The organism is Pantoea sp. XY16 (genome assembly GCF_025153065.1).
Taxonomy (GTDB): Bacteria; Pseudomonadota; Gammaproteobacteria; order Enterobacterales; family Enterobacteriaceae; genus Pantoea; species Pantoea alfalfae.
The window spans coordinates 306883-329606 of record NZ_JANZNP010000006.1; the positions used below are offsets into that span (position 1 = coordinate 306883).

Consider the following 22724-nt stretch of genomic DNA (forward strand, 5'->3'; position numbering starts at 1 on the left):
CCTGACACGCTATGTTGTATAAGTTTCCACTGACCTCCGGCAATGTCACCCGCTTTTTTGTGGTTTTCAATCTGGTGCTGCTGCTGGCGCTGGGCTTTATGGTGCATAACTCGGTCAATGCCTGGCTGACTGGTAAACGCTATGCGATGGACGATCTGGCGCGTGACGTGCAGAAGCGCATCGACGCCTACCGCTTTGCCACCTGGCAGATCTATGAAAACCTCTCCACCAGTGCGGCAGGCGCAACACCCGGCAGTAATCTGCAGGAGACGCGGCTGCGTCCTGACGTCTATTACCTGGAAAAAACCCGGCGTAAAACCGAGGCGCTGATTTTCGGCTCACACGACAGCAGCACGCTGGATATGACCATGCGGATGTCGAACTATCTCGACACGCTGTGGGGCGCAGAAAATCCCACCTGGTCGATGTACTTTTTAAATGGTCAGGACAACAGCCTGATTATGATCTCGACCCTGCCGCTGAAAGATATGGCGACGCGCTATAAAGAGAGCGCTATCAGCTCAATGGTAGATAGCCGCCGCGCGGAGATGCTGCAACAGGCCAATGCGCTGGATGAACGCGAGAGCTTCTCGCCGCTGCGCCATCTCGCCTTCCAGAACGACCACTATTTCACGCTGCGCACCACCTTCAATCAGCCGGGCCATCTGGCCACGGTGGTCGCCTTTGATCTGCCGGTTAACGATATTGTTCCGCAGAACATGCCGCTGGAAAACTTCCAGCTGCGTCAGGACAGCTCAATGCCTGCCACGACAGCCGATCAGCAGGAGGTGGAAAACACCCGCATCACGCTGGTTAATCCCAATATTGAGATTACGGCCACCCTGCCCAGTACGTCGCTGCAACTGGTCTATCAGGTGCCGATTACCCGCCTGATTATCGACAGCCTGCACAACCTGCTCTGGCCGCTGCTGATCAACCTGCTGCTGTTCCTGCTGTCGCTGGCGGGTATTGTGCTGCTGCGCCAGCAGTCGCTGCGTCCCAGCGAGAATCAGAGCGCTGAACTTGATTCGCTACGGGTACTGAATGAAGAGATTGTGGCCAGCCTGCCGGTCGGCCTGCTGGTGTATGACTTTGCCAGCAACCGCACCCTGCTGAGCAATAAGATTGCTGAACATCTTTTGCCGCATCTCAATCTGCAGAAGATTATTAATATGTCCGACCAGCATCAGGGCGTGCTGCAGGCCACTATCAATAACGAAGTGTATGAGATTCGCCACGCCCGCAGCGTGCTGTCGCCACATACTCAGCTGTTTATGATGCGTGACCAGGATCGTGAGCTGCTGGTGAATAAGAAACTGCAGAAAGCGCAGCAGGTGCTGGATCGCAATCATCAGATGCGTCAGCAGCTGCTGCACAATCTGGGCCATGCACTGAATCAGCCTCTGGAGAAGATGGTGACGCAGCTGGTGCAGCTCAGCCAGCGTGATGCCGATGAGACCGTGCTGGACCTGCTCGATGAGAGCCAGGGACTGGCGCGACTGGTAGATGATATCGTGCTGCTCAACCGGCTTGAGGCGCATGACTGGTCACCGGATGCGACCGTCTTTAACCTGCAGGAGCTGCTGGACGAAATCGCACTGGAAAGCCTGCCGCTGATGCGTCGCAAAGGACTGTCGCTGGTGGTGAATAATCATCTGGCGAATGACGAGACGCGATTTGGCGACCGTCGCGCACTGCGCAAAGTGCTGACCACGCTGATGCACTATGCTCTGACCACCACCCGCTGGGGAAAAATCACCCTGGAAGTTAAGGCTGCGGACAAACAGGCCGATAGAGTGATCATCGAACTGGTGGACACCGGTGCGGGTCTGACGGTGGATGAGCTGGCGAATGTCGACTTCCCGTTCCTGGGCGATACCAGTCAGGATCGCTACGGACAGGCTTCCGGCATGGCGTTCTTCCTGTGTAAGCAGCTTTGCAAGCAGATGGGTGGCAGTCTCGATATCGTGGCAAAAGCGGATATCGGCACGCGCTACAACATGCAGCTGCCGCTGGTGCTGGAAGAGAAGCGCGAAGAAGAAGAGGAGAAGATTCTGGATGGTGTGACCGCGCTGGTGGAGATCACCGTGGAGGACGTACATAAAATCGTCTGCCGCCATCTGGAAAACTGGGGCGCGCGTTGTCTGACGCCCGATGAGCGCATTTCCGGTCAGGATCACGATGTGCTGGTGACCGACGATCCCGCAAAGCTTAGCGGCTGGGCACTGCTGCTGGCGGAAGATGAGCTGGGTCATCATGCACTGAACGACCAGCAGTATCGGGTCAATTTCAATCTCAGTAATGCGATGCTCGATGCCTTACTGGCCCTGATTGAGAAGCAACTGTCGCATGATGTGATGGATAATGACATGGAAGACGACACGGCCACGCCATTGATGAGCGGTGGCTATTTCCAGCTGTTTACGGAGACAGTACCGGTTGATGTGAAGAGACTGTATACTGAGTCAGCGGAAAAGGACTACGCCTCGCTTGCTCAGACAGCGCATCGCCTAAAGGGCGTGTTTGCCATGCTCAATCTGACTCCCGGCAAACAGCTTTGTGAAGAGTTAGAACACCACATTAAAGCGTGTGACGATTCAAACATTACAAATACCACCAGTGATATTGACGCTTACGTCAATCAACTGCTGCAGCAAGGTAACCAATAAGATGAATAACTTAAACGTAATTATTGCCGATGACCATCCAATTGTCCTTTTCGGTATCCGAAAGTCTCTGGAACAAATTGAATGGGTCAACGTTGTAGGTGAGTTCGAAGACTCAACAGCACTGATCAACAATCTGTCCAAGCTTGATGCTAACGTCCTGATCACCGACCTCTCTATGCCAGGTGAGAAGTATGGCGATGGCATTACGCTGATTAAATATATTAAACGTCACTATCCGGATCTGTCGATTATTGTTCTGACCATGAACAATAACCCGGCGATTCTGAGTTCTGTACTGGATCTCGATATCGAAGGGATTGTCCTGAAACAGGGCGCGCCTACCGATTTACCAAAAGCACTGGCTGCACTGCAGAAAGGCAAGAAATATACGCCGGAAAGCGTTGCGAAGCTGCTGGAGAAGATCAGCGCAGGTGGTTATGGCGACAAACGCCTGTCACCGAAAGAGAGCGAAGTACTGCGTCTGTTCGCAGAAGGTTTCCTGGTGACCGAAATCGCCAAGAAACTGAACCGCAGTATCAAAACCATCAGTAGCCAGAAGAAATCAGCAATGATGAAACTGGGCGTGGATAATGATATCGCGCTGCTGAACTACCTGTCGTCTGTCAGCCAGAGTCAGGTCGAAAGAGACTAAGTTACGTCTGAGGCGGTGCAGTCTGCACCGCCTCTTCTCCTGCCCTATCCTGCTTTATCCTGGCCGCGTTTTACGCACCCGATCAGCATAGATTGCCAGCGTCACCTTCAGCACATCCAGCGTCACCGGTTTCGACAGACAGTTATCCATACCCGCATCCATACAACGCTGTTTCTCTTCCGCCAGCGCATTCGCCGTCACGCCCACCACCGGGAAGAGATGGCCCAGCTGACGCAACCGCTGCGTCAGGCGATAACCATCCATGTTTGGCATGTTCACGTCCGTCAGCACGATGTCGATTTCATTACGACTCAGCACGTTAAGCGCATCCACGCCATCCTGCGCGGTTTTGACCTGATAGCCCAGCGTGCCAAGCTGTTCCGATAGCAGCATGCGGTTAATCGGATGGTCATCAACAATCAGCACCATGATGTCATCGTTATGCACTTTCTCTTCGACCGGCGCGGCAAGCAGCAACGCATCCGCTGTATCGTGGCCCAGCGAAATACGATAGATGCGCGCCAGAAGAGCCGGCACCTCGTGCAGCGTGGCTGTCGAGTGGATCCAGCGCCCCGGCTGACGTTCACGCGGCATATCCACATGCGATCCGTCAAAGGTGATCAGCGCCCGCAGCGGTAAGTCGATTTCCAGTTCGTAATCGGTCATCACCACATCGTCGTGACCCGGCTTACCGTTATACTCCGCAACCTCAATGCCCTGCTGCTGAATCTGGCGGGTAACAAATTGCGCCAGATAGTCATTGCGCATCGCCAGCCAGATTTTCTTATCCTGCAAACCCTCCAGCAGCATCAGCGACGGCTTCTGTCCTTTGTAGATCGGAATACGGACAATGAACTGGCTGCCCATGCCCGGCTCTGAGTCGACCTCGATGTCACCATCCATCATGTTGATCAGCTTTTCACAGATCGCCAGTCCCAGCCCCGTGCCCTGGAAATTACGCTGCACGCCATTTCCCACCTGGAAGAAGGGATCAAACAGGCGCGGCAGCTCCTTCGCCGGGATGCCGACCCCGGTATCCCGGACGCGGAAGGCCAGATAGCCCTCCGCAACCCAGGCATGCAGGATAATACAACCGGTGTGCGTAAACTTAATCGCGTTATTCAGCAGGTTCGAGATCACCTGCTGCAGACGCAGCGGATCGCCGTCCAGCACCTGTGGCACGTCATGTTCGATGAAGCAGTAGAGCGTCAGCCGCTTCTTCACCACCAGCGACAGATAGTTGCCGACGATGTGGGTCACGATTTCACGTGGGGCAAACGGACGCGGCTCGATTTTCAACTGCTCGGACTCAATTTTCGAGAAGTCGAGAATATCGCTGATGATCTTCAGCAGCAGGCTGGAGGAGTTGTTCATCGCCGTCACCAGCGAGTCGATGCCGCTGGGCAGCTCTTTGGTCTGTAACAGGTCGAGGTTACCGATAATGCCATACAGCGGCGTGCGCAGTTCGTGACTGACGGTAGCAAGGAACATCGATTTTGACTGGCTCGCCTGCTCTGCCGCGTGAGCCATCTCCTGCAGAGACTGCTCCATCCGCACACGCGCTGAGACATCGACCAGCACGCAAATCGCCACGTTCTCATTACGATAACGCGAATGCACAAAGCTGATTTGCAGGTTGGTATTACTGCCGGTCAGCACATCGACAAAATTGACCTGCTGTCCGCCGATTATCTCATTCAGCTTCAGACGATCTTCCTGCGTCAGCAACGTCAGATAGTTATGCGCCAGTTCGTTACTCAGAATATTGGTGCCGTCGCTGGTGCGTAAAATACAGATCCCAACCGGCGCAGAAGCAACAATCTTACGGTTAAACTGCTCATGCTCTTCCAGCCGGTGCGCATTCTCCTCCGCCGGCAGGAACATCCGCCGCTCAAATACCCAGGCAAGCGTAAACAGGATCACCGCACTGAAAATATTGAGCAGCAGCGCATTAATGATCATCAGCTTGAGCTGATCCACCATCACATCGGTGGGTATCGACCAGACCACATTAAGGTCGGACGGCGGCAGCGGTTTCTTCAGCACCAGCTGACGATACCCATTCAGATAACCGAACCAGGTTTTATCATCCGGCAGATTATCGAGCGAGAAGCCCAGCCCGCCGCGCCGCGAGTTAAGCAGTGGACGATAATTTTCATCGGTAATGGACGCAATGACCGGCAGGCTACCCGGCTGAATAAACTCATCCAGGCGGATATTCTGCTCAACACCCAGCAGCGCCTGTAACTTGTTGGCGACGTAAACCGGCACCACCATATAGAAGGTGCCGACACCGGGCTGAGCACTGCTGTTGATCCAGTACATCGGATTGCGGCGATCCTCCTCACTGCTATTGCGATAGCGGAGCACATTCTCACGCAGCGATTTCAGGCTGCGTTCCCGATCGGCATTACTGCTGCCAATGGTAAAGTCGGCCAGACACTGGCTCTCGCCACCGATAAAGAACACCCGATTCAGTTCATACGATGAGGCGAAGTTACTTTTCCAGTAATTGATGTAGTAGCTGAGTGAATCGAGCGAATTGCGCCAGGTATTGCTCATTGAGGTGCAGTCGCCATCCGAGAACAGCGGCGTATACTGCGGCTGGGTGGCTTTACCTGGCATCATGCCGGTCAGCACATCGAGACCACTGCTGGCGTTGGTTAAGCGGTTTTCAGTGATGTACTTCAGCTCACGCATCATGTCCGCCGAATGGCGCACATACCACTGTATCGTGCCGTAGTTGCTGGCGAACTCCTGCCGGACCTGCGTCTCTTTATTGTGCAGTACGCTGATGATGTAAAACGCTGTCAGAACGGCACCCAGCGTCCAGATTAGCAGCGCCAGCGCGCGAAAAAGATAGCGCGAGATGCGAAGCGTAGTGCGGAAAGAGACAGGATATTTCAAAGGTAACTCGCAGTTGGCAAGGTTAGTCGCATCATCGATTTTTAATGCCCATACACTAGCTTTATCGGGCGAAAAAAGCCAGCCAGCCGCAGGCTTAGCGGAAGGTTTGGGAATCTTTTAAGACAGCCAAAGCACCATCTGCATCTCCTCAAAGCAACACCACAACCCCAATAAGAAAGGCTTGCTGTGCCCGAAGAGCAAAGCGTCCACGCCACGGATGATGTGGACGATCCGCAGGGAGGCGGGAATCCTTTGCGATCGGGCATTGCGACCGCTCCCGACTCATAGCCACCAGCCATGTGCCCGCCCCACATCTCACCCCTCAAACACCACGCCCATTCCCTCAAAGCGACACCCAAATCCCCACAAAAAAGGCCTGCTGTGCCCGAAGAGCAACGTGTCCACGGCAGGGATGGCGTGGCCGATCCGCAGGGATGCGGGAATCCTTTGCGATCGGGCACAGCAGGCATTGCGACGGCTCCCGACTCACAGCCATCAGCTCCCAGCCACCCGCCATAAACTCTCTGCCCCTGCAATCTGTCCATCACACACAAAAAAACGGCAGGCCGGGTTTCCCCTGACCTGCCGTTTCTGCAACGAACCTCAGCTCACGTCAGACAAATTACTCTTCGTCTTCAGCTGCGTCGTCTTCGTCTTCTGCATCCGCTTCCGGTGCAATCTCTTCATCGTCAATCTCAGCTTCCGGCGCAATATCATCTTCGCCTTCCGCCACGCTACCGTCGATTGAATCCAGCTCTTCTTCTTCAACCGGCTCGGCAACACGCTGCAGAGCGACTACGTTCTCATCCTCTGCGGTACGAATCAGGATCACACCCTGGGTATTACGACCCACGACGCTCACTTCTGAAACGCGAGTACGCACCAGCGTACCGGCATCGGTGATCATCATAATCTGATCGCCATCGACAACCTGAACCGCGCCAATTACCGGACCATTACGTTCAGTCACTTTGATTGAAATAACACCCTGCGTCGCACGCGACTTGGTCGGGTATTCGCTGTTGGCAGTCCGCTTACCGTAACCATTCTGCGTTACGGTCATAATGGCACCCTCTTCACGCGGCACAATCAACGACACGACACGATCGCCTTCAGCCAGCCTGATGCCGCGCACGCCAGAAGCGGTACGACCCATGGCACGAACTGCGGTTTCTGCGAAGCGCACCACTTTACCGGCCGCTGAGAACAGCATCGCTTCGTCATTACCGTTGGTCAGCGCCACACCGATCAGCTCATCGTCATCACGCAGATTCACGGCAATAATGCCGGCGCTACGCGGACGACTGAACTCTTTCAGCGCAGTCTTCTTCACGGTACCCAGCGCGGTCGCCATAAAGATATTGAAGCCTTCGGTATACTCACGTACCGGCAGAATCGCCGTAATGCGCTCGTTGGCTTCCAGCGGCAGCAGATTGACGATTGGACGTCCACGTGCGCCGCGACTGGCTTCCGGCAGCTGATAAACCTTCATCCAGTAGAGACGGCCACGGCTTGAGAAGCAAAGAATCGTGTCATGGGTATTCGCCACCAGCAGACGATCAATGAAGTCCTCTTCTTTGATACGTGCGGCTGACTTGCCTTTACCACCACGACGCTGCGCTTCATAGTCGGTCAGCGGCTGATACTTCACATAGCCCTGATGCGACAATGTCACCACAACATCTTCCTGATTGATCAGGTCTTCGATGTTAATATCGGCGGTATTTGCGGTGATCTCTGTACGACGATCGTCGCCAAACTGATCGCGCATCAGCTCCAGCTCTTCGCGGATCACTTCCATCAGACGCTCAGCGCTCGACAGAATGTGCAGCAACTCAGCGATCTGCTCCAGCAGTGCCTTATACTCATCCAGCAGCTTCTCGTGCTCAAGGCCGGTCAGTTTCTGCAGACGCAGATCCAGAATCGCCTGAGCCTGCTGCTCGGTCAGATAGTACTGACCATCACGGATGCCGTACTGCGGATCCAGCCACTCGGGACGCGCGGCGTCATCACCGGCACGCTCCAGCATCGCTGACACGTTACCCAGATCCCACGCCTGTGCAATCAGACCCGCTTTCGCTTCTGCCGGGTTTGGTGCACGACGAATCAGCTCGATAATTGGATCGATATTCGCCAGCGCAATCGCCAGACCTTCCAGGATATGCGCGCGGTCACGGGCTTTACGCAGTTCAAAGATGGTACGACGCGTTACGACTTCACGACGATGGCGAACAAAGGCATCCAGAATTTCCTTCAGCGCCATAATCTTCGGCTGGCCCTGATGCAGCGCCACCATATTGATGCCAAACGATGTCTGCAACTGGGTCAGTGAATAGAGATTATTCAGCACCACTTCGCCGACCGCATCACGCTTGATTTCAATCACGATGCGCATGCCGTCTTTATCAGACTCATCGCGCAGTGCGCTGATGCCTTCGACACGCTTCTCTTTCACCAGCTCCGCAATCTTCTCAATCAGGCGTGCTTTGTTCACCTGATACGGCAGCTCGTGAATGATGATGGTCTCGCGGCCCGTTTTCGCATCGGCTTCCACTTCGCCACGTGCGCGAATGTAAATCTTGCCGCGTCCGGTGCGGTACGCTTCTTCGATGCCACGGCGACCATTGATGATGGCGGCGGTCGGGAAATCAGGCCCCGGAATGTGCTCCATCAGCGCTTCAATGCTGATGTTCTCATCTTCAATGTACGCCAGGCAGCCGTTAATCACTTCACGCAGGTTGTGCGGTGGAATGTTGGTTGCCATACCCACGGCGATACCGGAAGAACCGTTCACCAGCAGGTTAGGGATTTTGGTCGGCAGAACTTCAGGGATCTGCTCAGTGCCGTCATAGTTCGGTACGAAATCGACGGTCTCTTTTTCCAGGTCAGCTAACAGGTCGTGGGCGATTTTCGACATGCGAATTTCGGTATAACGCATCGCTGCAGCGGAGTCGCCGTCGATGGAACCGAAGTTGCCTTGTCCGTCCACCAGCATGTAACGCAGGGAGAAAGGCTGGGCCATACGTACAATGGTGTCGTAAACGGCGGAATCACCATGCGGGTGATATTTACCGATAACGTCACCGACGACGCGGGCAGATTTTTTATAGGGTTTGTTCCAGTCGTTACCCAGTACGCTCATCGCATAGAGTACGCGACGGTGAACCGGCTTCAGGCCATCACGCACATCGGGTAAAGCTCGGCCAACGATGACCGACATGGCGTAACCGAGGTAAGAATTCTTTAATTCTTCTTCGATATTGACCGGTGTAATTTCTCTCGCAAGGTCGCTCATGGAGCCGCTATCCCTCTACTTAATCCCGGATTTTAAAGGTGCGAAAGTATATCACACTGCAATGCTCTGGTGAACGTTAACCACCGATTTCCCCTGCTTTTCATTGCCCCTGAAAGGTGTGCCAACTGCGGTTAAGCGTTTATACTGTGGGCACATTTTGTCAGGAGTTACGATTCAATGAATGCACAACCGCAGAATCATCAGCATAACGTCGATGCGCAGGAAATTGCCAAGTTTGAGGCCGTTGCCTCACGCTGGTGGGATCTGGAGGGTGAATTTAAACCGTTGCACCGTATCAACCCCCTGCGCCTGGGCTACATCGCGCAGCACAGCAATGGCCTGTTCGGTAAAACCGTGCTCGACGTTGGATGCGGCGGCGGCATTTTATCCGAAAGCATGGCGCGTGAAGGCGCAGTTGTGACCGGTCTGGATATGGGTGCCGAACCACTGGCCGTGGCGCGTCTGCATGCTCTGGAGAGCGGCGTCACGCTGGACTACGTTCAGCAGACCGTTGAAGAGCATGCGGAGCAGAACGCAGGGAAATATGATGTGGTGACCTGCATGGAGATGCTGGAGCACGTGCCGGATCCCCGCTCGGTGATTCACGCCTGTGCGAAACTGGTCAAACCCGGCGGCGAAGTCTTTTTCTCTACGCTGAACCGCAATCCCAAAGCCTGGCTACTGGCGATCTTTGGCGCGGAATATGTGCTCCGCATGCTGCCCCGCGGCACCCATGACGTGAAGAAGTTTATCCGTCCTTCCGAACTGCTGGGCTGGGTGGATGAAACGACGCTGCGTGAACGTAACATTATCGGCCTGCACTACAATCCGCTGACCAATCGCTTCAAACTGGCCCCCGGCACTGACGTGAATTATATGGTGCACACGCACCGCGCCGTATAAGTGATCGGCCCGCCTGAATCAGGGCGGGCTTGTTCTTCCCTTGCTGCTTTTCATCGCCTGCTGCCCCCGGAACCAACCGCAACAGAGGCATAGTGTTATCTGCCAGTGGGTTACGTCTCACCCACTCTCTTCTGCCTCAGATTTCAGTCCGCGTCATCTTGCAACGGCCCATGCACGTAGTCTCATTTCGCTTTTTTTCCTCCCCTGCAGGGCCGAAAAGGGAGGATTGAATAAGAAATACGCGTCCGATCAAAGTTAGAAAAAAAAGTGTGATCTGGTTGACATGTTGCCAGGCCTTACAAGGCGTGGGCTAAGAAATTTCGCAAGAATTACAACCCCTCCAGCCATCATTTTTTGCTCTTGTTAAGCGGCCGTAAAATACTAAAATATGCCCCCATGTAGTTATGACTTTTCTCATCACCCCCTAGATGTAGTGTTTATCCACACATTATTCACAATGAATAGGCTGTGTATAAACCGGGATTTCTTTTAATTTTTGGATACTCACGCAAAGGTAAAAACGCGACATGAACCAGAGTCTGCTCGTTACTAAACGCGATGGCCGCCAGGAGCGCATTGATCTCGACAAAATTCACCGTGTGCTGGACTGGGCAGCTGAAGGGCTGAACAACGTCTCAGTGTCACAGGTGGAGCTGCGCTCCCATATTCAGTTCTATGATGGCATCAGAACCTCTGACATTCATGAGACCATCATCAAGGCCGCAGCAGACCTCATCTCTCGCGATGCCCCTGACTATCAGTACCTGGCTGCCCGCCTGGCAATCTTCCACCTGCGTAAAAAAGCGTATGGTCAGTTTGAGCCGCCGAAGCTTTATGACCAGGTCGTTAAGATGGTCGACATGGGCAAATATGATCGCCACCTGCTGGAAGATTACAGCCAGGAAGAGTTCGCGCAGATGGACGAGTTTCTCGACCACTGGCGTGACATGAACTTCTCCTACGCAGCGGTAAAGCAGCTGGAAGGCAAATATCTGGTCCAGAACCGCGTCTCGGGTGAAATTTACGAGAGCGCGCAGTTCCTCTACATTCTGGTCGCTGCCTGCCTCTTCTCTGGCTATCCGCGCGACACGCGTATGGATTACATCAAGCGTTTCTATGATGCGATCTCCACGTTTAAAATCTCACTGCCGACGCCAATCATGTCGGGCGTGCGTACCCCGACGCGTCAGTTCAGTTCCTGTGTGCTGATCGAGTGCGGCGACAGCCTGGACTCCATCAACGCCACCTCCAGTGCAATTGTGAAATATGTCTCTCAGCGTGCCGGTATCGGCATCAACGCCGGTCGTATCCGTGCGCTGGGCAGCCCGATTCGCGGCGGTGAAGCGTTCCACACCGGCTGTATTCCGTTCTATAAGCATTTCCAGACCGCAGTGAAGTCCTGTTCTCAGGGCGGCGTACGTGGCGGCGCAGCGACGCTGTTCTACCCGATGTGGCATCTCGAAATCGAAAGTCTGCTGGTGCTGAAAAACAACCGTGGTGTTGAAGGTAACCGCGTGCGTCACATGGACTATGGCGTTCAGCTCAACAAGCTGATGTATCAGCGCCTGCTGAAAGGCGAAGACATCACCCTGTTCAGCCCGTCTGACGTGCCTGGCCTGTATGACGCGTTCTTCGCCGATCAGGATGAGTTTGAGCGCCTTTACACCAAATATGAGCAGGATAAGAGCATCCGTCAGCAGCGTGTTAAAGCGGTCGATCTCTTCTCGCTGATGATGCAGGAACGTGCTTCAACTGGCCGTATCTACATTCAGAACGTCGATCACTGCAACACTCACAGCCCGTTTGATCCGCGCATCGCGCCGGTTCGCCAGTCTAACCTCTGCCTGGAAATCGCCCTGCCGACCAAACCGCTGGAAGATGTTAACGACGAAAACGGTGAGATCGCCCTGTGTACGCTCTCTGCGTTCAACCTTGGCGCCATTGAAAGCCTCGACGATTTGGAAGAGCTGGCTACCCTGGCGGTGCGTGCCCTTGATGCCCTGCTCGATTATCAGGATTACCCGATTCCGGCTGCACAGCGTGGTGCCATGGGTCGTCGTACCCTGGGCATTGGCGTCATCAACTACGCTTACTATCTGGCGAAGCACGGTGTGCGCTACTCCGATGGCAGCGCTAATGGCCTGACCCACAAAACGTTTGAAGCGATTCAGTACTACCTGCTGAAAGCGTCAAACGAGCTGGCGAAAGAGCAAGGTGCCTGCCCGTGGTTCAATGAAACCACCTATGCACAGGGCATTCTGCCGATCGATACCTATAAGAAAGACCTGGACGCGATCAGCAACGAACCGCTGCATCTCGACTGGGAGAGCCTGCGTGAAGAGATCAAGACGCACGGCCTGCGCAACTCGACCCTGTCCGCGCTGATGCCGTCTGAAACCTCGTCGCAGATCTCCAATGCCACCAATGGCATTGAGCCGCCACGTGGCCACATCAGCATCAAAGCATCAAAAGATGGCATCCTGCGTCAGGTGGTGCCGGAGTACGAGCGTCTGAAAGATCAGTACGAGCTGCTGTGGGAAATGCCTAACAACGATGGCTACCTGCAACTGGTGGGTCTGATGCAGAAATTCATCGACCAGGCCATTTCGTCCAACACTAACTACGATCCGTCACGCTTTGCCAACGGTAAAGTGCCGATGAAACAGCTGCTGAAAGATCTGCTGACGGCGTACAAGTTCGGCGTGAAAACGCTCTACTATCAGAACACCCGTGACGGTGCGGAAGATGCGCAGGATGACCTGGCACCTTCTATCCAGGATGATGGCTGCGAGAGCGGCGCCTGTAAGATCTAATGGTCAGGCGGGAGACTCTCCCGCCTCATTCATTTCACGAGGCCTGGCTTCGTCTACTTTTGGACAACTTTTATGGCTTACTCTACTTTCTCACAGAACAAAAATGATCAGCTGAAAGAGCCGATGTTTTTCGGTCAGTCCGTCAACGTGGCGCGCTTCGATCAGCAGAAATATGACATCTTTGAAAAGCTGATCGAAAAGCAGCTCTCCTTCTTCTGGCGTCCGGAAGAGGTGGATGTCTCACGCGACCGTATCGACTACCAGGCACTGCCGGATCACGAAAAGCATATCTTCATCAGCAACCTGAAGTATCAGACGCTGCTGGATTCGATTCAGGGTCGCAGCCCGAACGTTGCCCTGCTGCCGCTGATCTCAATTCCTGAGCTGGAAACCTGGATTGAAACCTGGGCGTTCTCTGAGACGATTCACTCTCGTTCATACACCCATATCATCCGTAACATCGTTAACGATCCGGCGGTAGTGTTTGACGATATCGTTACCAATGAACAGATTCTGGCGCGTGCCCAGGATATCTCACGTTATTACGACGACCTGATTGAGATGACTAACTACTGGCATCAGCTGGGCGAAGGCACGCATCAGGTCAACGGCAAGCAGGTTGTGGTCAGCCTGCGCGCCCTGAAGAAGCAGCTCTATATTTGCCTGATGAGCGTCAATGCGCTGGAAGCAATCCGTTTCTATGTCAGCTTCGCCTGTTCATTCGCTTTTGCTGAGCGTGAGCTGATGGAAGGTAACGCCAAAATCATCAAACTGATTGCTCGCGATGAAGCGCTGCACCTGACCGGCACTCAGCATATGCTGAACCTGCTGCGCAGCGGTGAAGACGATCCAGAGATGAAAGAGATTGCAGCAGAGTGCCGTGAAGAGTGCTTCGAGCTGTTTAAGAAGGCGGCGCTGCAGGAGAAAGAGTGGGCAGAATATCTGTTCAGCGGCGGCTCTATGATCGGCCTGAACAAAGACATTCTCTGCCAGTATATTGAGTACATCACCAATATCCGTATGCAGGCGGTGGGTCTTGACCTGCCCTTCCAGACGCGCTCTAACCCGATTCCCTGGATCAACTCGTGGCTGGTGTCTGATAACGTTCAGGTCGCGCCGCAGGAAGTGGAAGTGAGCTCTTACCTGGTTGGTCAGATCGACTCTGAAGTGGGCGCTAACGACTTCGACGACTTCCAGCTTTAATCATGAGCCGTGACGTTGTTATTCTGCGCAGTTCCGGCACCCGGCTGGAATGCACAGACGAGCATACCAATCTGCTGACGCTGCTGGAAGCCAACAATCTCTGCGTGGAGTTTCAGTGCCGCGAAGGTTACTGCGGCTCCTGCCGGATGCGGCTGCTGAAAGGCGAAGTGCATTATCCACAGCGGCCGCTGGCCTTTGTGCAGCAGGATGAGATCCTGCCCTGCTGCTGCAAAGCCAAAGGCGAGATTGAGCTGGAGTTATAACTGAGGTGGAATAAGTCTGGCTTGATTTGCTGTGAGATCGAGTCAGCTTAGGGAACACGGTCAGATCGGAAAGACGCAAAAAGCGTCATCCCTGACAGCTCGTCCCGCGCGATTACGCACCTCATCCCTGAGGTGCGCCCGTAGCCGGGCCAACGCGTTGCGTTGTTCAAAAACGCTCCCGGCGTTTTTAGTACGCACCTCATCCCTGAGGTGCGCCCGTAGCCGGGCCAACGCGTTGCGTTGTTCAAAAACGCTCCCGGCGTTTTAGTCCCAGGCGCGGGACGCTTTCCTCCTCTGCCCGTGTTCCCTGCGCTTTGAGCTAATTTATTGCTGCGAGAATGACGCTGTATGGGGTTAATCCGCAGTCACATACAAGACGGGCGCCTCAGGCGCCCGTTTTATTTTCACTGATATTACTGTCTGACAGTTTCAACCACATCAATCCAGCCGTGACCGGTGCTGACTTCACTGCCGTGCAACCAGCGGCGCAGCATATTCATCGCCATCATTGCCACCACCTTCTGCCGCGTCTCCAGATTATGGCGACCGGTACTGAACTTCACGCGCTGACCAAAGCTGCCATCCGGCGTATGCAACGCCACCGAAATCTCCTCCTGCTCCAGGCTGCCAACAGAGAGTGCCAGCGCTGCCTGCTGCTGCGCGGCAAAATCACGAGTGCGGTTCACCTGTTGCTCCAGCGTCTCCTGCTGTGGTGGCAGAATGTCAGCACCACGCAATGGCACGCTGGCGGTAGCCAGCTGCCAGTAAAGCAGACCGGCGGTGTATTGCTCGCTGACCGCCAGTTGTTCACCGCGCTGCTCCAGCTCGCGGGCCAGCAGGGCCGGCAGGCCTTCGGTGCCTTCAAAAATGGTGCACTCCGCCAGCAGCAGACGCACCTGCTGCCACACCTGCTCCATCGCTACCCGCTGACTGGCCGGGCCGGTAAGTTTGATCTCAATAATCGGCATCGATGAGCGATACCCCATCACCACGCCTTCCGGCAACGCCAGCGGCTCCAGTTCAGCGGCAATATCGCTTTCACCGCGACCAAAGGTCGTCAGTCGCAGGCAAACCGGCGGCTCGGGGGGCGAGAATTTGGCTTTCAGGCGGGGAATGATCTGCTGCTCCACCATCACTTTAAATTCAGACGGCACGCCAGGCGTGAAGAACATCCAGCAGCGATTAAGTTGCAGGGCAAAACCACAGGCGGTTCCGACGGGATTATCAATCAGCTCCGCATTGGCCGGAATTTCAGCCTGTTTGCGATTGCTGGCCGCCATTATCCGTCCGCGACTGGCGAACCAGGCTTCCATCTGTTCCAGCCAGTCCTGCTGCATTGCCAGTTCTACGCCACAGGCATGCGCGGCAGCCAGCGCGCTGAGATCGTCACTGGTTGGCCCCAGGCCGCCATTGACTATCAGCACATCGGCCTCATGACTGCGCGCCTGCAGCGTGGCGATCAGCGACTCGAGTGAATCGCCTACCGTGGTGCGACTGGTCATGGGTAAACCCTGCTGGAACAACGTATCCGCCAGCCAGGCTGCATTGGTGTCGACGATTTGGCCATGCAGCACCTCATCCCCGGTTGACAGCATCTCTATTCTAATCACATCGGATCCTCCTTTTCACGTTTGCTTTACTGTATGAAGTCCACCCGGGAAACACAATCGGCATTACCCGCGATTATGATTGTTGCGGCGGAGGCAGCACGTAGCGCCTGAAAGTCAGAGGGTGGAGCAGGATTGTATGACTCAGATGAGAGTATTCAGGATAGTGAGAGACCCACAAAAACGGCGGGATTTCCCCGCCGTTTTTTACTACGTTTGTCTGCTACAACTGTGTGAGCAGGTCGCGATTAGCGACGCGCCAGCAGCAGACCAAGCACCAGACCGGCAGTTGCACCAATACCGACGCCCTGCCACGGTTTTTCATGCACGTAATCGTCAGCGCGGTAAGCCGCCTGTTTAGCGCGATAGTAGTAACTATCTGACGCCTGGCTGACACGGGATTTCACATCGTTCAGCGCCTGTTCAGCTTTGCTTTTTAGCTCAATATACTTCTGATCGGCCGGATCGCCTGATGCCTTAAGCACTTCTTCAAGGGTTTCGGTCAGTAACGCAATATCGTCATCGAGGCCCGATTCGAATTGATTTGTCTGATTTACCATCATTTCCTCCGTGTGAATTGCAAAGCAGTTCATTAACTATAGTCATAATCTGGCGCTCTGCTGTTTTCCTGCTCCAGGAATCACCTGATTTTTCATCTGCTAAAGTTGCTCAGTTCAGGCGGTGCGCCGTTTCGCTGCGCAAAGAAATGTAAGACGCCACGGCAACCACCGAATTTCGCTTCGCTTCTTTGATTAATCTGATAAATTTTGTCGGGACTGAATTTTCCAGTAACCCTACTGTCGTACCCCTCTGTTGCCTGTGATTATCGGGCCATGAAAGTGCATTTTGCACGACAGTCACGACACCCTCGAACAGCTAAGGAATGATCTCTGGCATGAATCGAAGAATGTTTATGAAAGCGTCAATGGCCTTCTCCGCCGTCAGCGGCATGACCGGCCTGTCAACGCTGTTTGCGCAATCAGCATGGGCAGAAGATGGCATTGCTGACGGCACCGCCGTACGCTTCGATTTTGACGTACTGAAGAAAAATGCGGCCGCGCTGGCGAAAAAACCCTGGGGCGGTGCGCCAGGCGCGTTGCCGGAGACGCTGGCTACACTGACCCCGCAGGCGTACAACGAAATTCAGTATGACGCTAATCACTCGCTGTGGAATAACCTGCCCGACCGTCATCTGGATGTGCAGTTCTTCCATGTCGGTATGGGCTTTAAGCGTCGCATCCGTATGTTCTCTGTTGATGGCGCAAGCCGCGAGGCACGCGAGATTCATTTCCGCCCCGAGCTGTTCAACTACAACAATGCGCACGTTGATACAAAGCAGCTGGAGGGCAAAACTGACCTCGGCTTCGCCGGTTTCCGCGCCTTTAAAAAGCCGGAGCTGACCCGTCGCGACATCGTCTCTTTCCTCGGCGCAAGCTACTTCCGTGCCGTGGACGATACCTTCCAGTACGGTCTCTCGGCGCGTGGTGTGGCGATTAACACTTTCAGCAACGGTCAGGAAGAGTTTCCGGACTTCACTGCCTTCTGGTTTGAAACGCCAAAGGCGGAAGATACCACCTTCACCTGTTACGCCCTGCTGGATGGTGCCAGCCTTACCGGTGCCTATAAGTTCATCATCCACTGCGAAGAGAAACGTGTGGTGATGGAAGTAGAAAACCACCTGTTTGCCCGTAAAGAGATCCGTCAGATCGGCATCTCACCGATGACCAGCATGTTCAGCTGTGGTACCAACGAGCGTCGCATGTGCAATACCTACCATCCGCAGATCCATGACTCTGACCGTCTGGCGATGTGGACCGGTAAAGGCGAATGGATTGCCCGCCCGCTGAATAATCCGCAGCGTCTGCAGTTCAACGCCTATGAAGATGAGAATCCGCGTGGCTTTGGCCTGCTGCAGCTGAATCACGACTTCAAAGATTATCAGGATGTGATCGGCTGGTATGACAAACGTCCGAGCCTGTGGGTTGAGCCGGTCGGCAAGTGGGGCAAAGGCGCGATCAACCTGATGGAGATCCCGACAACCGGTGAAACGCTGGATAACGTGGTCTGCTTCTGGCAACCGGCTGAACCAGTCAAAGCGGGCAGCGAGCTGAACTTCTCCTACAAGCTTTACTGGAGTGGTCTGCCGCCAGTACGAAGCGGTCTGGCGCGCGTGGATGCTACCCGTACCGGTATCGGTGGCTTCCCGGAAGGCTGGGCGCCTGGCGAGCACTTCCCTGAAACCTGGTGCCGTCGCTTCGCCATCGATTTTATTGGTGGTGATCTGCAGGCCGCTGCGCCGAAAGGCATTGAGCCGGTGATTACTGTCTCATCGGGCAGTGTGAAGCAGGTTGAAATTCTGTATGTCGATCCGCTCAAGGGTTACCGCATCCTGTTTGACTGGTATCCGAACAGCGATTCCACCCAGCCGGTTGAGATGCGTCTGTTCCTGCGCAGCAAGGATGAGACGCTGAGTGAAACCTGGCTTTATCAGTATTTCCCGCCTGCGCCGGATCAGCGCAAATATGTTGATGACCGCCAGATGACGGTGGGTTGATGTAAACAGGCGAGGCTCAGGCCTCGCCTGAGATTAATGACAAAGTGTGGCCCGGTTAGCTGTGAGACCAAGCCAGTGCAGGAAACATGGTCAGATCGGAAAGTCGCTTACGCCAATCCCTGCCTCGCTGGGCCTGCGCCGTCCATGGCGCGGGACGCTTTCCTCTTCTGACCATATTCCCTGCGTATTGAACTAATCCATCGCTGCCAGTTGCACCCTGATTTGAGTTTGTCAGCTGTATGAGACGAGGCTCCGGCCTCGCGTTTTTACGGCGCCTTCTTCAGCATATCGACGTGTGGGATACCATCTTCCAGATAACTCTCCCCTTTCGCCACAAATCCATGCTGCTCATAGAAGTTTTCCAGATGCGCCTGAGCGGAGAGAAACATGTCACGACCCGGCCAGTGCTGCTGACAGCTGCTGATCGCCTGCTCCATCAGACGATTGCCCAGCCGCGCACCGCGAACCCGATCTGATACAATTACCCGTCCAATTTTTACCGGGCTGTTTTCATCAATCGGAGAGAGAAGGCGCGCATAGGCCACCAGCTGGTCATCCGCCATGCCCAGCAGATGCCGGTTTTCCGCCTCCAAATCTTTGCCATCCACATCAAGGTAAGCACACTGCTGTTCGACTACGAACACGGCGCTGCGCAACGCCAGCAGCGCATAGAGTTCCGGGGCGGTGAGTTCACTATGATGTTTATCCTGCCAGTCAAGGTTCATCGTCTCTCCTTTAAACCACACACTCTACATCAGTGTGGTGTCGCCAGCACCTGCTGGTCACGGCGTCTGACAGGCAAAAAAAATCAGGCCCGAAGGCCTGATTCATCACTTGCAGTCAGCTGCTTACATCAGTGGCTGTGCCATCTGCACCAGTCTGATCAGCGGCTGCGGATAAACCCCTAACAGCAGCACCAGAATGGCGGAGATCAGCACGACCACACCACCAGCCGTAAATGCCCAGTTAGCCGGGGTATCACGGGTATGCAGTTCCGGCGGACTGAGATAGAGACTCACCGTCACGCGCAGATAGTAGTAGAGGCCAATCGCACTACCCGCAACCACAGCTCCGGTCAGCCACCACAGGTGCGCACTCACACCTGATGCGATAACGTAGAATTTACCGATAAAGCCCAGCGTCATCGGGATACCCGCCAGCGACAACATCATCACCGTCATCACGGCTGACAGGATAGGACGATGCCAGAACAGACCACGATAGGAGTAGAGCGAGTCGGCATCCGGGCCACGATACGGGCTGGACATCAGGCTCACCACACCAAAGGCACCCAGGCTGCTGAACAGATAACCCGCCAGGTATACACCCGAGGTTTCCAGCGACAGCTGATGATCTTTCACCGCAATCAGCGCGACCAGCAGATAACCGAGATGGGCGATAGAGGAGTAGCCCAGCAGACGCTTGATGTTGCTCTGCGAAATCGCCATCAGGTTACCGAACAGAATCGACACGAAGGCGATCATGGCCAGCACCGTGCGCACCGCTTCGCTGTCGGTCACCGGCGCATACATGAACAGACGCATGATGACACCGAAGATGGCAATCTTGCTGGCAGTGGCCAGGAAGGTTGAAACCGGCGCAGGCGCACCCTGATAGACATCGGGCGTCCAGAGGTGGAACGGCACCAGTGAGAGCTTAAAGCCCAGACCGATGATCATCATGCCCAGACCCACCAGCAGCAGTGGCTCGTGGATCATACTGTCTGTCAGGCTCTGACCCAGCGCCACAAAGCTCAGGTTACCGGAATCAGCGTAGATCAGTGCAATACCAAACAGCAGGAACGATGAGGCCGCCGCAGAAAGAATCGTATATTTCAGCGCCGCTTCCAGCGAACGTTTCTGGCGGAAAGCGTAGCCAATCAGACCAAACAACGGCAGTGACAGCAGTTCAATGCCGATGAACAGCGAGGCCAGATGGTTAGCGCTGGCCAGTACGATGCCACCGAGCGCCGCAATCAGCACCAGCAGATAGAACTCATCTTTGTTGTCGGGATAGCCTGCCAGCCACGGATAGGCAAAGGTGCAGGTTGCCAGACTCGCCAGCATTACCAGCGCGGTGTAGAACATCGAATAGCCATCGACGCGCAGCAGCGGCGTGACATCCATCGCCCCGACCTGACCGACAAAGTAAAGCGAGAGCAGCGCCAGGTTCAGGCCAACTACCGTTAGCGTGGCGTTAACGAAGTGGTTGCGTCGCCAGGCAATGGACAGCATCACAACCACCACCGTCAATCCGACGATTAACAGCGGTAGCAACGCAATCAATTGGTGAGGAGTTATTGTCATGGCGAATTACGGCCTTGTAGTTGAAATTGAAGCGGTAAACCACTGCTGAATATTGCTCATGGCAGCGTGCGAAGTATCCAGAATCGGCTGTGGATAGACGCCCAGCAGCACCAGCAGCACCACCAGAACACCGATGGTCATAAACTCACGCGGTGACATGCCTGGCAGCGGATCTTTCGATTTCGCTTCGCCGTAGTAAGCGCGCTGCATCATCACCAGCGAGTATACGGAGGCGAACACCAGACCAAAGGTCGCGATAATAATAATCATCGGCACCACCTGGAAGCTGCCGGTCAGAATCATAAATTCACCGACGAAGTTACCGGTGCCCGGCATACCGAGGTTGGCGACAGCAAAGAACAGCGACAGACCCGGAATCCATTTGATGCGCGACCACAGGCCACCCATCTGACGCATATCACGGGTATGCAGACGCTCATACAACTGACCACACAGAATGAAGAGTGCAGCAGCGGAGAGACCGTGCGCAATCATCTGAATCACCGCACCCTGCAGCGCCAGCTGGCTGCCGGTGTAGATGGCAATTAGCACAAAGCCCATGTGCGAAATCGAGGTGTACGCAATCAGACGTTTGATATCGGTCTGCGAGAAGGCCATCCAGGCACCGTAGAAGATACCGATGATGCCTAACCACATGGCGATGGGCGCAAACTCGGCTGACGCGTTCGGGAACAGCGGCAGGCTGAAACGCAGTAAGCCGTAAGCCGCGGTTTTCAGCAGGATACCCGCCAGGTCGACAGAACCGGCTGTTGGCGCCTGACTGTGTGCATCCGGCAGCCAGCCGTGCAAAGGCACCACCGGCATCTTGACCGCAAAGGCGATAAAGAAGCCCAGCATCAGCAGATATTCAACACCGCTCGACATTGGTGTCTGTAGCAGTTGTTCGTAGTTGAATGTCCAGACGCCGGTCGCGTTGTAGTGAACAAATACCAGGCCCAGAATCGCAATCAGCATCACCAGACCTGAAGCCTGGGTATAGATGAAGAATTTGGTCGCAGCGGAGATACGGGTTTTGCCGTCCGATGCTTTATGACCCCAGAGCGCGATGAGGAAGTACATCGGCACCAGCATCATTTCCCAGAAGAAGAAGAACAGGAACAGGTCGATGGAAAGGAACACACCGATTACGCCGCCCAGAATCCACATCAGGTTCAGATGGAAGAAGCCCTGATACTTTGAGATCTCATTCCAGGAACAGAGCACCGCCATCAGACCGAGCAGACCGGTCAGCACTACCATCAGCAGTGACAGGCCATCAATGGCTAAATGGAAGCTGATGCCGAAGCGTGGGATCCACGGAACGGAGAAACTTGACTGCCACTGCGGAATACCCGCTGCCTGCGTCAGTGAATAGCCTCCCTGCAACCAGAGTTGCAGTGAAAGCGCCAACGTCAGCCCCATGGTGATCAGCGCGATCCAGCGTGGCACCTTCGCGCCAAGGCGCTCAGTGAGCCAGCAGATCAGACCACCGACGAAGGGTATGATAATTAGCCAAGGTAATAACACGGCACACTTCCCTTTTCTTTGTCTT

The 22724-nt window shown here is 54.7% G+C and carries 14 protein-coding genes; 7 read left to right on the forward strand and 7 right to left on the reverse strand.

All coding sequences use genetic code 11. The features are described from left to right. The first annotated feature begins 11 nt into the window (after positions 1–11). Entirely contained in the window at positions 12–2669 is a 2658-nt protein-coding gene (gene rcsD, locus N1689_RS11305; RefSeq protein ID WP_161733348.1) for a phosphotransferase RcsD, read from the forward strand. Position 2670: 1 nt separating this feature from the next. Then, complete coding sequence (gene rcsB, locus N1689_RS11310; RefSeq protein ID WP_003854204.1) at positions 2671–3321, forward strand: response regulator transcription factor RcsB; 651 nt, start codon at positions 2671–2673, stop codon at positions 3319–3321. A gap of 54 nt (positions 3322–3375) precedes the next feature. On the opposite strand, the gene rcsC is transcribed toward rcsB, so the two are convergent. Together rcsC and gyrA are read right to left on the reverse strand one after the other, a co-directional pair. Then, the gene (rcsC, locus tag N1689_RS11315) at positions 3376–6228 is read right to left on the reverse strand and encodes a two-component system sensor histidine kinase RcsC (protein WP_161733350.1); all 2853 of its coding nucleotides are present in this window, start codon (positions 6226–6228) and stop codon (positions 3376–3378) included. Between the two features lie 622 nt (positions 6229–6850). Continuing rightward, positions 6851–9523, reverse strand: a complete 2673-nt coding sequence (gene gyrA, locus N1689_RS11320; RefSeq protein ID WP_161733352.1) for a DNA topoisomerase (ATP-hydrolyzing) subunit A — start codon at positions 9521–9523, stop codon at positions 6851–6853. Between the two features lie 177 nt (positions 9524–9700). On the opposite strand from gyrA, the gene ubiG reads away from it, so the two are divergent. The 4 genes from ubiG to yfaE all read left to right on the forward strand — a co-directional run bounded on the left by ubiG (position 9701) and on the right by yfaE (position 14705). Beyond that, a complete protein-coding gene (ubiG, locus tag N1689_RS11325) occupies positions 9701–10426 on the forward strand; it encodes a bifunctional 2-polyprenyl-6-hydroxyphenol methylase/3-demethylubiquinol 3-O-methyltransferase UbiG (protein WP_090959232.1) in 726 nt (241 codons plus the stop codon). A gap of 527 nt (positions 10427–10953) precedes the next feature. Next, entirely contained in the window at positions 10954–13239 is a 2286-nt protein-coding gene (gene nrdA, locus N1689_RS11330; protein ID WP_013358562.1) for a class 1a ribonucleoside-diphosphate reductase subunit alpha, read from the forward strand. Between the two features lie 72 nt (positions 13240–13311). Continuing rightward, the gene (gene nrdB, locus N1689_RS11335; protein WP_161733354.1) at positions 13312–14442 is read left to right on the forward strand and encodes a class Ia ribonucleoside-diphosphate reductase subunit beta; all 1131 of its coding nucleotides are present in this window, start codon (positions 13312–13314) and stop codon (positions 14440–14442) included. A 2-nt stretch (positions 14443–14444) separates the two neighbouring features. Next, positions 14445–14705 (forward strand): class I ribonucleotide reductase maintenance protein YfaE, encoded by a 261-nt coding sequence (yfaE, locus tag N1689_RS11340; protein WP_010258095.1) that lies wholly within the window; start codon positions 14445–14447, stop codon positions 14703–14705. Positions 14706–15118: 413 nt separating this feature from the next. Here yfaE and N1689_RS11345 read toward each other — a convergent pair whose 3' ends face one another. Next, complete coding sequence (locus N1689_RS11345) at positions 15119–16315, reverse strand: nicotinamide mononucleotide deamidase-related protein YfaY (protein WP_222925196.1); 1197 nt, start codon at positions 16313–16315, stop codon at positions 15119–15121. Between the two features lie 245 nt (positions 16316–16560). Continuing rightward, positions 16561–16872 (reverse strand): stress response protein ElaB, encoded by a 312-nt coding sequence (elaB, locus tag N1689_RS11350; protein WP_003854223.1) that lies wholly within the window; start codon positions 16870–16872, stop codon positions 16561–16563. A 335-nt stretch (positions 16873–17207) separates the two neighbouring features. Here elaB and N1689_RS11355 point away from each other — a divergent pair, with 335 nt between their 5' ends. Beyond that, a complete protein-coding gene (locus N1689_RS11355; RefSeq protein ID WP_260058914.1) occupies positions 17208–18866 on the forward strand; it encodes a glucan biosynthesis protein D in 1659 nt (552 codons plus the stop codon). Between the two features lie 266 nt (positions 18867–19132). Here the strand turns inward: N1689_RS11355 and N1689_RS11360 are convergent, their stop codons facing one another. From N1689_RS11360 to nuoM, 3 genes are all read right to left on the reverse strand, one after another. Further along, the gene (locus N1689_RS11360; protein WP_260058915.1) at positions 19133–19591 is read right to left on the reverse strand and encodes a GNAT family N-acetyltransferase; all 459 of its coding nucleotides are present in this window, start codon (positions 19589–19591) and stop codon (positions 19133–19135) included. Positions 19592–19714: 123 nt separating this feature from the next. After that, entirely contained in the window at positions 19715–21172 is a 1458-nt protein-coding gene (nuoN, locus tag N1689_RS11365; RefSeq protein WP_003854230.1) for an NADH-quinone oxidoreductase subunit NuoN, read from the reverse strand. A 6-nt stretch (positions 21173–21178) separates the two neighbouring features. Beyond that, entirely contained in the window at positions 21179–22699 is a 1521-nt protein-coding gene (gene nuoM / locus N1689_RS11370) for an NADH-quinone oxidoreductase subunit M (protein ID WP_161733362.1), read from the reverse strand. Between the last annotated feature and the right edge of the window lie 25 nt (positions 22700–22724).